The organism is Kribbella sp. WER1 (assembly GCF_054189145.1).
The window spans coordinates 6,751,807-6,765,006 of sequence record NZ_CM135186.1; the positions used below are offsets into that span (position 1 = coordinate 6,751,807).

13 protein-coding genes are annotated in these 13,200 nt (G+C 68.1%); 6 read left to right on the forward strand and 7 right to left on the reverse strand.

Annotated elements, in window-relative coordinates; translation table 11 throughout:
- Nucleotides 1-64 precede the first annotated feature (64 nt).
- Both ACXJJ3_RS33115 and rsrA read left to right on the forward strand, forming a co-directional pair.
- Nucleotides 65-712 carry a sigma-70 family RNA polymerase sigma factor gene (locus ACXJJ3_RS33115; protein WP_458165802.1) on the forward strand — a complete coding sequence of 216 codons (648 nt, stop codon included), beginning with the start codon at nucleotides 65-67 and terminating at the stop codon, nucleotides 710-712.
- Nucleotides 709-987, forward strand: coding sequence for a mycothiol system anti-sigma-R factor (rsrA, locus tag ACXJJ3_RS33120; protein WP_458165803.1), 279 nt, complete (start codon nucleotides 709-711; stop codon nucleotides 985-987). The genes ACXJJ3_RS33115 and rsrA overlap by 4 nt, the downstream gene beginning before the upstream one ends.
- Nucleotides 988-1,000: 13 nt before the next feature.
- Here rsrA and ACXJJ3_RS33125 read toward each other — a convergent pair whose 3' ends face one another.
- The gene (locus ACXJJ3_RS33125; RefSeq protein ID WP_458165804.1) at nucleotides 1,001-3,460 is read right to left on the reverse strand and encodes a helix-turn-helix domain-containing protein; all 2,460 of its coding nucleotides are present in this window, start codon (nucleotides 3,458-3,460) and stop codon (nucleotides 1,001-1,003) included.
- A gap of 271 nt (nucleotides 3,461-3,731) precedes the next feature.
- The gene (locus ACXJJ3_RS33130; RefSeq protein WP_369759046.1) at nucleotides 3,732-3,806 is read right to left on the reverse strand and encodes a 50S ribosomal protein bL37; all 75 of its coding nucleotides are present in this window, start codon (nucleotides 3,804-3,806) and stop codon (nucleotides 3,732-3,734) included.
- A 308-nt stretch (nucleotides 3,807-4,114) separates the two neighbouring features.
- Here ACXJJ3_RS33130 and ACXJJ3_RS33135 point away from each other — a divergent pair, with 308 nt between their 5' ends.
- Nucleotides 4,115-5,431, forward strand: a complete 1,317-nt coding sequence (locus ACXJJ3_RS33135; protein WP_458165805.1) for an HD-GYP domain-containing protein — start codon at nucleotides 4,115-4,117, stop codon at nucleotides 5,429-5,431.
- On the forward strand, nucleotides 5,428-6,711 hold the full coding sequence (locus ACXJJ3_RS33140; protein WP_458165806.1) for an HD-GYP domain-containing protein: 1,284 nt from the start codon (nucleotides 5,428-5,430) through the stop codon (nucleotides 6,709-6,711). Before ACXJJ3_RS33135 ends, ACXJJ3_RS33140 begins: the two co-directional genes overlap by 4 nt.
- On the opposite strand, the gene ACXJJ3_RS33145 is transcribed toward ACXJJ3_RS33140, so the two are convergent.
- The 3 genes from ACXJJ3_RS33145 to ACXJJ3_RS33155 form a co-directional block, all read right to left on the reverse strand.
- Complete coding sequence (locus tag ACXJJ3_RS33145; RefSeq protein ID WP_458165807.1) at nucleotides 6,673-7,323, reverse strand: DUF5317 domain-containing protein; 651 nt, start codon at nucleotides 7,321-7,323, stop codon at nucleotides 6,673-6,675. The genes ACXJJ3_RS33140 and ACXJJ3_RS33145 overlap by 39 nt on opposite strands.
- A gap of 118 nt (nucleotides 7,324-7,441) precedes the next feature.
- A complete protein-coding gene (gene mctP, locus ACXJJ3_RS33150) occupies nucleotides 7,442-9,073 on the reverse strand; it encodes a monocarboxylate uptake permease MctP (RefSeq protein ID WP_458165808.1) in 1,632 nt (543 codons plus the stop codon).
- Nucleotides 9,070-9,336, reverse strand: a complete 267-nt coding sequence (locus tag ACXJJ3_RS33155) for a DUF3311 domain-containing protein (RefSeq protein ID WP_380194502.1) — start codon at nucleotides 9,334-9,336, stop codon at nucleotides 9,070-9,072. Before ACXJJ3_RS33155 ends, mctP begins: the two co-directional genes overlap by 4 nt.
- 85 nt (nucleotides 9,337-9,421) lie before the next feature.
- Here ACXJJ3_RS33155 and ACXJJ3_RS33160 point away from each other — a divergent pair, with 85 nt between their 5' ends.
- Nucleotides 9,422-10,390, forward strand: coding sequence for an endonuclease/exonuclease/phosphatase family protein (locus ACXJJ3_RS33160; protein WP_458165809.1), 969 nt, complete (start codon nucleotides 9,422-9,424; stop codon nucleotides 10,388-10,390).
- Here the strand turns inward: ACXJJ3_RS33160 and ACXJJ3_RS33165 are convergent.
- Nucleotides 10,387-11,289 carry a DUF2785 domain-containing protein gene (locus ACXJJ3_RS33165; protein WP_458165810.1) on the reverse strand — a complete coding sequence of 301 codons (903 nt, stop codon included), beginning with the start codon at nucleotides 11,287-11,289 and terminating at the stop codon, nucleotides 10,387-10,389. The two genes, ACXJJ3_RS33160 and ACXJJ3_RS33165, sit on opposite strands and share 4 nt — an antisense overlap.
- A gap of 105 nt (nucleotides 11,290-11,394) precedes the next feature.
- Between ACXJJ3_RS33165 and ACXJJ3_RS33170 the strand changes: the two genes are divergently transcribed.
- The gene (locus tag ACXJJ3_RS33170; RefSeq protein WP_458165811.1) at nucleotides 11,395-12,873 is read left to right on the forward strand and encodes a sensor histidine kinase; all 1,479 of its coding nucleotides are present in this window, start codon (nucleotides 11,395-11,397) and stop codon (nucleotides 12,871-12,873) included.
- 62 nt (nucleotides 12,874-12,935) lie between these two features.
- On the opposite strand, the gene ACXJJ3_RS33175 is transcribed toward ACXJJ3_RS33170, so the two are convergent.
- Nucleotides 12,936-13,187, reverse strand: a complete 252-nt coding sequence (locus tag ACXJJ3_RS33175; RefSeq protein WP_130383822.1) for a WhiB family transcriptional regulator — start codon at nucleotides 13,185-13,187, stop codon at nucleotides 12,936-12,938.
- Nucleotides 13,188-13,200: the final 13 nt, after the last annotated feature.

Sequence of the window (13,200 nt, forward strand, 5' to 3'; positions counted from 1 at the left end):
CATGATGGCAACGAGAGAGGCTCCGGCGCGGACTTCTGGGAAGACCCCGGTATTCTCGATCCCGATGCCGACTCCCACCACGACCGAGACACCCGAGCAGCGCACCGCGCGGTTCGAGCGCGAAGCGCTGCCGTTCCTGGACCAGATGTACGCCGCGGCGATGCGGATGACCCGTAATCCGTCGGACGCCGAGGACCTGGTGCAGGACACCTTCGCGAAGGCGTACAGCTCGTTCCACCAGTTCACGCCGGGCACGAACCTGAAGGCCTGGCTGTACCGGATCCTGACGAACACCTTCATCAACGGATACCGGAAGCGTCAGCGGCAGCCGACGCAGTCGCCCACCGAGGAGATCGAGGACTGGCAGCTGACCGCCGCCGAGTCGCACACTCCCGGTGGCCTCAAGTCGGCCGAAGCGGTCGCGCTCGAGCACCTGCCCGACTCCGACGTCAAGTCCGCCCTGCAGGCCATCCCGGAGGACTTCCGGCTGGCCGTGTACCTGGCCGACGTCGAAGGCTTTGCCTACAAGGAGATCGCCGAGATCATGGGCACCCCGGTCGGCACCGTCATGTCGCGGCTGCACCGCGGCCGGCGCCAGCTGCGCGACCTGCTCGGCGACTACGCCCGGGATCGCGGCCTGATCCCGCCGGACGACAGCACGGACGCAGGCCCGTCGGACTCCGACGCGACCGCGAAGAAGGAGGAGTCGTGAGCTGCGGCGAGCCCCACGACGCCGACTGCGGGGAGATCCTGCAGCGGGTCTACGTCTTCATCGACAACGAACTCGAAGACGCCAGTTCGGAACAGATCCGCCAGCACCTCGAAGAGTGCGCCCCCTGCCTCGACGAGTACGACCTGGAACGCTGCGTCAAAAAACTGGTCCACCGCTCCTGCGGCTCCGACCACGCCCCCGACGCCCTCCGCCAGAAAATCCTCCTCAAACTAACCCAAATCCAAATCGAAACCACGATCACCACCACCGACTGATTTGACCGTTTGATCAAATCGAGCTGACGACGATCTCATATCGGATGTCTTCGCCCCGGTCGAGTTTGTCGAGGAGTTCGCGGGCACTCGCAGGGTAGATCTCAGGCCCATTCCGGAGGATCGTCAACGCGGTATTGAGCTGCTCGGCCGCGGCGGCACGGTCGCCGCGCGCGGCATTGATTCTCGCGAGTTCGACGTAGAGCCGTCCCTCCCGCTCTGCGTCCCGGACGGCCCGCGCAAGGCGCAGACCGGATTCGATATGTTCCGCTGCCAGGGCGAAGTCGCCATTGGCGGCATGCGCGATCGCAAGCAGGTGCTGGCTCTCGCTCTGGTAGGTGAGGTCGCCGGCTTGCTCTGAGACCCGCAACGCCTCCCGGCTCATCCGGATGGCATCGTCGTATCGTCCGACCTGGACGTGCGCCAGCCCGGCGTTCAGGTTCCGCTTGAAGATGCCGCGGCTGTCGTCGGCAGCCACCGCTAGTCCGATGCCCTCGGCAAACGCCTTGTCAGCCGCCGCGAAGTCGCCGAGCCGGTCGTAGAGACCGCCGACCGCGATCAACGAGACGCCCTCCAGGGTCGGGTCACCGATCGTCCGGCTCAAGGACAGGGCGATCCGCCCGTACGCCAACGCGTCGTCGACCTCGCCTTCCATACCGAGCAGGTAGGCGAGCGAGGACGAGCAGCGTGCCTGGCCGAACGGGTCGCGGATCGCGGCGAACATTCGGAGGGCGACCTGGATCCGGGCGATCGCTGCCGGGACCGCGCCGGTCTCGGCGTCCGGGATCGCGCCGTCGTGCTGCAGCCAGGCAGCGGTCGCAGGCCGGTTGTTTCGTTGCGCGAGCTCGACCGCGCCGGCGCCGATCTCGCGCATCTCCTGCCATCGACGTCGTGACTCGTGATACCCGAACAGCGACAGCGCCAGCTCTGCGAGGAGCACGCTTTCGGCCAGGCCGGATTGCTGTGCCTGCCGGAAGCGGTCCGTCAGATTTCGCTGCTCGGCGTCCATCCAGCGCAGACTGGCTTCCCGGTTGCTGAACGTCGGGAGGAGCCCACTGATCCCGACCGTCGCGAGCGGAAGGCGTGGGCTGGTCGAGTGAGTCAGCTCCTGGCAGCGCCACCCCGCCTCCGCGTAGTACTGGAGAACGCGGGTCATGGCCGCGTCCCGATCGGCCTGAGACAAGGTCTGGTCGGCGACCTCCCGGCCGTACGCACGGATCAGATCGTGGAACCGATAGCGCCTGGGAGCAGCGGATTCCAGAAGGTTGAGATCGACAAGTCGCTCGACGATCGCGTCAGCCCGGCGCAGCGGCAGGTCGAGAGTCGCGGCGGCGACTCCTGTCGTCATGTCCGTGCCGTCCGGGACGGCCAGCCACGGGAGGGCCGCGGCTGCCTGCCTGTCGAGGTCGCGGTCGCTGGTTTCCAGGAAGTGGACCGAGCTGGCGATGCTTGCGCGGACGCCGGTTTCGTCGGAGCCGAGGCTGTCCAGGCGGCGTTCCTCGTCGTGCAGCAGGTCGACGAAATGCTGGATGGGCCAGGTCGGGCGGGTGGCGAGCCGGCCTCCGACCAGCCGGATCGCAAGCGGGAGGCGGCCGGCGTACCTGGCCAGGACCTGGGTGGCGCCTGGCTCGGCGACGACCCGGGACTGGCCGATCACGCCGGCCAGGAGGTCGACCGACTCCGACTCGGACAGGGCGTCGAGGAGGATCTGGCGGGCGCCGGGCAGCGTCGCGAACGAGCCCCGGCTGGTGATGATCGCCGAAGAACCCGCATTTCCTGGCAGCAGCGGCAGCACCTGGGCGATGTCCGCGGCGTTGTCGAGCAGCATGAGCACGCGCCGGCCGGCCAGCTGGCTGCGCAGCAAGGCCGTTGCCTCGTCGACGTTGTCGGGGATCGACGCGACGTCGGAACCGAGCGAACGCAGCAGATGACGCTGGGCGTCCGCCGGTGTCATCGGCTCGCCTGGGCCGTAGCCGCGCAGGTTCAGGTAGAGGTGACCGTCCGGGTAGTTGCCGGTCAGTTTGTGTGCGGCGTGCACCGCCAGCGTGGTCTTGCCGATGCCGCCCATCCCGGTGATGGTGACCAGACCGACCGTGGACGGATCCCGAAGTACAGAAAGGATTGCGCCGACCTGGGCCGAACGGCCGGTGAAGTCGGCGGCGGCCGGTGGCAGCTGCCACGGGGTCGGCAGCTGATCGGCGGAGGAGTCCTTCGCCGCCGCCGGTTTGCGTGGTGCGCCGAGCTTGCCGCGGGCAACGGTGCGGAACTGTTCGGCCTCGGCCGGGGTGAGCGCCAGCACCTGGATCAGGGCGCGGACCGTATCGGCGCGCGGGCGGCTGCGGGTGCCGCGTTCGAGCACGCTGATGGCTTGCTCGCTGAGGCCTGCCCGCTCGGCGAGGGCGGCCTGGGTGAGGCCGGCACGGGCACGGAAGGTACGGAGCAGCTCGCTCAGGGTCGGCGTGGCCTGCTCGTTCACTGCCCACCCTCCTCGGAGCCCATATCGGTCAGTACCGGAAACTTGCCGGGGCCAACTCTAGAGGGATCCGCCGCCGGGTGGTGGCCGTTGTCCACAGGTCCGGGTTCCGGTGAAGCGAATACCCAACGATCGTTTGAAAGATCGCATTCAGTATGCGGCTGAAGACTCTCCGAATACAGGACCTCTGATTAGCTGGTCTGGTGTAAACCTGTGACCAAATCGCAAAGACCCCGGATTTCTCCGAGGTCCTCGCTGTCTGTAGCCGCCTGAGTCAGGCGTTCGGGCGCTTGCCGTGGTTCGCGCCCTTCTTCTTGCGTGCACGGCGCTTCCGGCCAGTCTTTCCCATTCCTAAGCCTCCTTGAAACAACTGCAAAGAGTCACAGTCTCTCATACCACAGCCGATGACGCCGCAGTCGGCGGCCAGTCGCGTTGGGGCTTACAGTGTTTCGGCGCAGCTCGTAGGAGCAAAATACATATCAGTCAGCGGTGTGCTGTCGGCCCCCTACGTCCCCGCCCGAGCTGCGGGGCGTAAGACTGCGAACGCTGATAGGAGGTGACCTATGCTAGGCGACTACTGGGACTGGTGATCCGGCATTCCGGACGGGAGCAGGTGGTCGCGACATGAGGCATCACGCGCTTCGTGTCTTCGTCTCTGTGGCGACCGTTCTGGCCCTGTTCATTCTTGCGCTCGCTGTTGGACACGTAACGGACTTCTGGACGCTCTGGGCGCTCTGCCTGCTGATGCTGATCGGCGGCTTCCTCCGCTTCTCCGTGGGCAGGACCTATCTAGCCTCTCTGGATTCGGTCGTACTGATGACCGTCTATGTCATCAGTGGTCCGTGGGCAGCCGTGATCGCCACCGCGGTCGCATACCTGCCGCAGGTTCGCCGGCGGCTGCCCTGGGAGAGACGAGTCTTCAACGGTGCACAACGTGTGCTGGCTACCGCAGCAGGTGGAATCGCCTACACGCTGGCCAACGGTCCGGTCGGGGATGGCGCGCTCGATCACGAGTTCCGAGCGATCGCTGCCACGATGGCAGCGACTGTTGCGCAGCACATCGCCAATGCTGCGTTGGTGTCGCTCGTGATCTGGATCGACGGCAAGGCCAGCCCGACCGACTTCCTTCGCCAGGTGGTCGTTCCGACATTCCTGCCGATGGCGGGGTACGGGTTTCTCGGTCTGCTGCTGGCGGTCGTGTGGCTCGGCGGACTCGGGCCGGTGGCCGGGCTGCTGGTCCTCGTCCCGTTGCTGTTCGCCCGCTGGGCGCTGTCCCAGTACGAAGTGGAGAAGAACGCGCAGGCTGCGACGCTCCGGGCGTTCATCCAGGTCATCGAGACCAAGGACCTCTATACCCGCGGTCATTCCGAACGCGTCAGCGAGGGCGTCGGGATGCTCGGACGGCAACTGCGGCTGTCACCCGACCGGCAGGCCGCGCTGGAGAACGCCGGGCTGCTGCACGATGTCGGCAAGGTCGGCGTACCGACGCGGATCATCCGCAAGCCGGGCAAGCTCGACGACACCGAGATGGATGCGATTCGCTTGCACCCGGCCCGTGGGGTCGAGCTGATCGGCAACATCCCGTTCCTCGAGGAAGTGAAGTCCGCGGTTCTGCACCACCACGAGAAGTACGACGGAACCGGGTATCCGGCCGGCCTGAGCGGGACCAACATCCCGTACTTCGCGCGGATCATCGGCATCGTTGACGCCTTCGACTCGCTGACCTCGACCCGGTCGTACCGGCCGGCGCGCTCGGTCGACGAGACGCTCGCGATCCTGGTGAAGGACAAGCTCACGCACTTCGACCCCGCCTTGGTGGACGCGTTCGTCGAGGTGATCAATCAGCACGGTTGGAAGGTGCCCGTGGCCGAGCAGCCGGCGCCCGACACGGCGGTGCAGATGGCGGTGGACCACGACGACCTCAGCCTCGGAAGCGGTGGCGGCGCGTCGGGAACAGCTGCGGGGCCCGTGTGACGAGCCAGGAATCGCCGAGCGACCTTGATGTCCGGCGGATGGGCAGTGGCGCGGTCATCGTCGTGGCGGGGCTCATGGTCGGGCTGGTGTCCGCTGTGGTCACCGCCCGCGAGGGCGTGACCGAGTGGGAGTTCGGTCTGACGTTCGGTGCGTTGATCGCGATCGGTGAGATGGTGCAGTTCAACGTCGACCGGAGCCGCAACCGGGCGCCGATCGCGACCAGTGCCGCGTTGGCGTACGCGATGCTCAGGGGCCCGTCGCTGGACACGCCCCCGAGCGTGTCGCAGATCATCGTGGTCACGACGCTCGCGACGATGATCGGCATCATCCCGCGGGCGATCGCCGGACTTCGCTGGGACATCGTCGTCTCCAGCCGGCGCGCATTGTCGGTGGCCTGCACCGCGCTGGTCTTCTCCGCGGTGATCCCTGCCGACCTCGGGTGGAACGGTTCCTGGCGCCATGCGGCGTTGTTGTGCCTGGCAATGATCCTCGGTGTCCTGACCGCCGGCGTCGTCGATGCGCTCGTCGGCGCCGGTCAGGCGACCGAGTTGGAGAACAAGCCGTTCCCGGCGGCGCTTCGCGACGAGCTGACGGTGATGGGGCAGATCGGGATGGCAATGGGCCTGGGCGGCGTTCTGCTGGCCGCCGGCACGTCGTTGCTAGGGCTCTGGGCGGTGCCGTTGGTTGTTGTGCCGTTGTTGTTGACGCAGTTTGCGTTTCGGCGGTATGCGTCGGCGCAGCGGACGTATCGGACGACGGTGCGGTCGATGGCTCGGAGTACGGAGATTGCGGGGTTCAGTAGTCCGGGGCAGAACGCGCGGACGGCGGCGTTGGCGGTGGCTATTGGCAACGATCTGGGGTTGACGCCGGGGCGGATGGAGGCGTTGGAGTATGCGGCGTTGCTGTCCGGGGTGGGGCAGTTGGCGTTGGCGGATCCTAGTCCGGGTGGGGCTTCGTTGTTGCGGACGCGGGAGGAGCGGCAGCGGGCGGCGGAGATCGGGGCGGCGGTGATCGAGCGGTCGGGGGTGCTGGATCATGTCGCGGAGATCGTGCGGCACTCCAACGATCCGTATCGGCACGGGCGGGCGAACGACTCGTCGATTCCGGTGGAGAGTGGGATCGTCAACGTTGCGCTGGCCTACGAGCAGCTGGTGGGGGAGGGGTCGGGGCAGTCGCCGGACAAGGCGATGGAGTCGATCGGGCTGGGGATCGGGGCGGAGTACGACCCGGTGGTGGTGGAGTCACTGCGTCGGGTCGTCGGGCGCGGCTTCCGGTTCTGAGGCGAGTTCGCGGCCGGCCCGCGGGGAGAGCTGGAGCAGGGCGGGGGTGCCGGCGCAGGGTTCGAGGTCGTCCCAGACGGGGGCGGTCGAGGCGGCGACGCGTCCGTTGGCGCCCATGCCGGCGTACAGCAGGAGGCCGGCGCCGGCGGCGATCAGGAGGTCGCCGGGGCTGATCGCCTGGCCGAGGCCGGGGAGGGCCACGGGTACGACGTCTCCCAGCCAGGGCAGGGTGGTGGTGGCGTCGGCGACTTCGTGGCGGGCGTCCGTGACGGGGGTGCCGCCGACGCCGGCACGTTCCAGGGCCCGTAGGGACACGGGCATCGCGCCGTTCAGGGCGACGACGACGGCGTTGGAGAAGAAGCCGAGGGCCAGCAGGCCGACGCCGGGGCGGCGCAGGTTCTGGCGGAGGAAGACCGCGATGCAGATGGCCGATCCGACCAGTCCGATCGGGTACGCCGTACCGCCGACGATCGAGCCGAGCAGCTGGCCGATCGCGGCCGCGGCGAGCCAGTGCACGCCGGTCAGGGTGTTGCCGGCCAGACGGCCGAAGCGGCCGCCGGTCGCGAGGGCCGCCCCGGCAGCGAGAACCATGACGAGGAGGACCAGCAGCACGGGTGTGATTCTGCCGAATCAGCGGCCCGAAACCGGGCAAGCTGACCCCGCAGCGTGTCGACTTAACCGCAAAAAGTAGCGGCGGCCCGGGAGTCCCGGACCGCTGCTGTCACCAGGTTCAGGACTTGGCCGGCTCGACCACGTCGGCCACACCCGGGTCGCCGCGGTCCGCGGTGTAGTCCGACGGGTGCGTGGTGTCCTCCCCGTCCGCGACCTTGAGGGCCCGCAGGACGAACGTCAGGACGACGACCACGATCACGTTGATCACGAAGGCGGTCAGCGCGATGTACGCCTGCGTGTTGGTGAACGGGATGTTCGCCAGCGATCCGCCGAAGTGCTTCTTGGTCGCCGGGTTCACCACGTTGTACGCCGACACCGTGCCGAAGATCATCGCCACCGCCCAGCCGGCCAGCAACGCGTATCGGTGGAACCAGCGGGTGTAGAGCCCGACCACGATCGCCGGGAACGTCTGCAGGATCCAGATCCCGCCGAGCAGCTGCAGGTTCAGCGCGATCGTCTTGTCCATGCCGAGCACGAACACCAGCGCGCCGACCTTCACCAGCAGGGAGGCGAGCTTCGACACCTTGGCCTCCTCCTTCGGCGTCGCCGACGGCTTGATGAAGGCCCGGTAGATGTTGCGGGTGAACAGGTTCGCCGCCGCGATCGACATGATTGCGGCCGGCACCAGCGCGCCGACCGCGATCGCCGCGAACGCGATGCCGGCGAACCAGGACGGGAACTCCTGGTCGAACAGCCGCGGGATCGCGAGCTGCGGGTTCGCCAGCCCGTCCAGGCCCTTCACGTTCACGTTCGCCTTGATCGCCATGAAGCCGAGCAACGCGAGCAGCCCGAGCAGCAGCGAGTACGCCGGGAGGATGGCGGCGTTGCGCCGTACGACGTTCCGCGTCTTGGTGGACAGCACCGCCGTCACCGAGTGCGGGTACATGAACAGCGCCATCGCGGACCCGAGCCCCAGCGTCCAGTACGACACGTAGCCCGCGTCGCCCGGGATGAACGACCCGGTCGGCTTGCCGGTCACCGGGTTCGGCTTGGCCATCTTCTCCTGCGCCGCGTTGAAGATCCCGTCCCAGCCGCCGAGCACGTGCGGCAGGTAGAAGATCGCGACCAGGATCACGACGTAGATCAGGAAGTCCTTGACGAACGCGATCATCGCCGGCGCCCGCAGCCCCGACGAGTACGTGTACGCCGCCAGTACCGCGAACGCGATCAGTAGCGGCAGATCCTTGGCGAGCGTGTTGTTGCCGCCGAGTCCCATCGTCTCGAAGACCGCCTGCATACCGACCAGCTGCAGCGCGATGTACGGCATCAGCGCGAGGATGCCGGTGATCGCGACGGCCAGCGACAGCAGCTTGCTGCCGTACCGCCCCTGCACGAAGTCGGCCGGTGTCACGTACCCGTGCCGGTGCGAGACCGACCACAACCGGGCCATGAACACGAACACGATCGGGTACGCGACGATCGTGTACGGCACCGCGAAGAACCCGCTGATTGCGCCGGTGGCGTACATCGCGGCCGGTACGGCGATGAACGTGTACGCCGTGTAAAGGTCGCCGCCGAGCAGGAACCAGGTGATGAACGTGCCGAACCCGCGACCGCCCAGACCCCACTCGTCGAGGTTGTCGAGGTGACCGCCGCTGCGCCAGCGGGCCGCCATGAATCCCATCACGGTGACGCCGGCGAAGATCACCACGACGATGATCAGCTGCACCCAGTCGACCTTGGTGTTCACTGGTCACCGTCCTTGTCCGGGTCGCCCAGGCCCTGCTCGGCCCGGCGCCGGCGCTCCTCGGCGCGGAGCAGGCGGTAACTGATGCTGACCAGGATCGCGGACAGGAAGACCCAGAGCAGCTGGTACCAGTAGAAGAACGGGAAACCCCACAGGTGCGGGTCCTTCTTGGCATACGTCGGCACCAGGAGCGGTACGACGACAGCCACCACCAGGAGCACACCGGAGATCCAGTACGCGGGTCTGATCGCGGACAATCGGGACACTGCAAACCTCCTCGGAGGGACATACAGGCGCAACGGAGCACGCTACCGTTCGTCCGGACAAGCGACCAGACCATCGGGTGAGTGCATGGGTAACGAAAAGGCATGGTTCGTACGGCGGCTCGTGCTGTCCGTACTGTTCCTGCTCGTCGTCGCCGTACCGCTGTTCCCGGAGCTGTTCGGGCTCGACGAACTGACCCCGTTCACGCAGGTCGCGGCATTCCGCCCGCAGGTGCTGGTGGCGGTGCTGGTCCTCGCGCTGCTGATGCTGATCCGTCGCGGCTGGCGGATCGCGGCGGCGATGATCGGCGTACTGGCGCTGATCGGTGCGGCCCTGACCGCGCCGCGGCAGTTCTCCGCCGCGCGACCGGCACCGGCCGGTTCGCGGGTGCTGACGATCATGGTCTCGAACCTGTACGGCGGTGGCGCCCGGGCCGCGGACGTGGCGCAGCTGATCCGCGACCGCAAGCCCGACCTGGTGTCGTTGCCCGAGGCACAGTCCGACGTCCGCGAGCAGATCCGCGCGCTGCTGCCGGACCTGCAGTACAAGGGATACACGGACCAGCCGAGCCCCGCGGCGCCGAGTGCGACGAGTGTGCTGGTGTCGCCGGCGCTCGGCGCGGTGACGTTCGCGTCAGAGCCCGGGACGACGTTCGGGAACATCGTGGTGACCGGCGGGAACCTGGGGGAGATGCGGCTGATCGCGTACCACGGCTACCCGCCGCTGCCGGACTCCGTGGCGACCTGGGCGCACGACCTGCTGAAGGTCCGCGAGTGGTGTTCGCAGGACCCGCCGACGGTGATCGCGGGCGACTTCAACGCGACCGTCGACCACGCCGACTTCCGGGCCGCGCTCGGCGGCTACTGCCGCAGCGTCGGGCCGTCGGTCGGCGGTGGTCTCGAGGGCACCTGGCCGGCGGACCGGCCCGCGGTACTGCGGACGCAGATCGACCACGTGGTGGTGACCCGGCAGTTCGAGCCGGACACGTTCACGACGTACGCGATCCACGGCACCGACCACCGGGCCGCGGTCGCGACGATCGCGCTGAAACCCTAGGAGGTCGCCGCGGGCCGGTAGATGTACGGCTGCGAGGCCTGCACCGCCTCGGTCAGCATCAGCAGCATGTCCGCGCGGGCCTGGATCGGGCGGCCGAACAGCTCGTCGTCGCCGGGGATCGGGAAGCCCTTCACGCCGATCGCGAGCTGGCTGAGCAGCACGTGCAGGACACCGCGGGCGTTGAACACGTTCGGCGACGGCCACTCCGGCAGCGTCTCGTGCATCAGCGGCTGCTGGCCGGCGGTCGCCGCGATCGGCTTCAGCCAGCGCTCGAGCTCGTCGCTGGACAGCATGTTCCGGTGCAGGATCGTCATCACCGCATGCGCCACCCGGTCGTGCTCCTCGTGCACCCAGCGGTACGGCGTGTCCTTGACGATCCGGTCCGCGAGCACGTCGAGCAGTGCCCGCAGGACGCCGGCGTCGCAGTGCCGCGACCGCGCCAGCGCACCGATCGCGTCGGCGCCGTGGGCAACGGCATGCGCCCACCCGCAGTCCGGCACGTAGCCGCGCAGGTCCCGTTCGCGCAGCAGCCAGGTCGCCAGCCGGTCGCCCCAGCGCATCACCACCTCGTCGTGCACCAGGAACTCGGCGTTGTCGCGGTGGATCACCTCCGCCAGGGTCAGCGCGGTGAACGAGCGGCGGAAGACCGTGTCGGTACCGTCCTCACCGAGCCCGTAGTTCAGTCCGGCGCACAGGCCGTCCCCGAAGCCGGGCAGCAGATCGTCGTACACCCCGCGCTCGAGCCAGGTGGCGAGCGTCGGGTACGCGAGGGCGTCGCGGACCTGGGGGTTGGTGCTGGCCAGGCCGCGGACGAGCTCCTCGGTGAGATCGGTCAGCGTACGGTCGTGCGGTACCGCGTAGTCCGCGGCCATCACGTCCTGCCAGTACGTCGACTCCACCCGAGCATCCTTTCATCTGTCGCTGCTCAATCAACACCCACACACGCCAACTTGTCGAGCGGACCAGTAATCAGCCTGGTATAAGCCGATCGGTAGCATCGGACCGTGCCGTCTTTGACCGATGTGGCGCGCAACCACACCACGCTCGACCAGGCCGACCTGGACCGCCTGCAACTGCTCGTCTCGGACTGGCAGATGCTCGCCGACCTGTCGTTCGCCGACCTGGTGCTCTGGCTTCCCGACACCGAGGGGCTGGGCTTCTGGGCCGGCGCGCAGATGCGCCCGACCACCGGACCCACGGCGTACCTCGACGACATCGTCGGGAGCTTCATCCCGCGCGGCCGCCGGCACCTGCTCGACCAGGCGTACGACGGCGGCCGGATCTGCCGCGAGGGCGACCCCGAATGGCGCGACGACGTCCCGGTCCGGGTCGAGACCATCCCGGTACGCCGGGGCTCCCGGGTGATCGCGGTGATCGCGCGGAACACCAACCTGCTCGGCGTCCGGACCCCGTCCCGGCTGGAGATCGCGTACCTGCAGAGCGCGACGGACCTGGCCCGGATGATCACCGACGGCATCTTCCCGTACGGCGGCGAACGGCTGCTGTCCACCACCCCACGGGTCGGTGACGGCTGCATCCGGGTCGATCGGCACGGCATGGTGACGTTCGCCAGCCCCAACGCGTTGTCCGCGTACCGCCGGATGGGGCTGGTGACCGATCTGGTCGGCTCCCGGCTGAAGGACGTCACCGCCGAGTTGCTGCATTCCGGACACAAGGTCGACGACGTGCTCGCGTCGGTGGTCACCGGGCGGGCCGCCAAGGAGATCGAGATCGAGAACGCCGACGCGACGCTGTTCCTGCGCGCGATCCCGCTGCGCTCGGACGGCCAGCACGTGGGAGCGCTGATCCTGCTCCGGGACGTGACGGAGCTGCGTAGCCGGGAACGGGAGCTGGTCACCAAGGAGGCGACCATCCGGGAGATTCATCATCGCGTCAAGAACAACTTGCAGACGGTCGCCGCGTTACTGCGGATGCAGGCCCGGCGGATCACGGTGCCCGAAGGACAGGACGCGCTGGCCGAGGCGGTCCGCCGGGTCGGGTCGATCGCGATCGTGCACGAGACGCTCTCGGAGTCGTTCGACGAACACGTGGACTTCGACGACGTCGCGGACCGGGTCGGCGCGATGGTCGCGGACGTGTCGACGGTCGCGACCACGGTGGAGATCCGGCGGACCGGGTCGTTCGGCGTACTGGACTCCGACGTCGCGACGCCGCTGGCGATGGTGCTCACCGAACTGATGCAGAACTCGGTGGAGCACGCGTTCGGGGCCCGGGACTCCGGCGCCGCCAGCGGGACGATCGAGCTGGTCGCGGAGCGGGCGCTCGGCCGGCTGCACATCGACGTGATCGACGACGGCAAGGGGTTGCCGACGAACTTCGACACCGAACTGTCCGGCAACCTCGGCCTGTCGATCGTCCGCACACTGGTGCTCGGCGAACTCGACGGCACTCTGGAGTTCGGCGCCCGCCACGACGGCAAGCCCGGCACGCAGATCACCCTGGACATCCCGGTCGGCGAGTGAAGAACGCGGGTGAAACACAAAGGCCCCGCGGAGCGTTCCGCGGGGCCTCGAAGAGGACTTGCTCAGGCGGTGCGGATGCGTTGCCGGGCGTTGCGGCGCTTCAGCGCACGACGCTCGTCCTCGCTCAGGCCGCCCCACACACCGTGGTCCTGGCCGGCTTCCAGCGCCCACGCCAGGCACTGCTCACGCACGTCGCAGCGACGGCACACCTGCTTGGCCTCCTCGATCTGCATGATCGCGGGCCCGGTGTTGCCGATGGGGAAGAACAGTTCCGGGTCCTCGTCGAGGCATACGGCCCGGTGGCGCCAATCCATGGCGGATCCCATC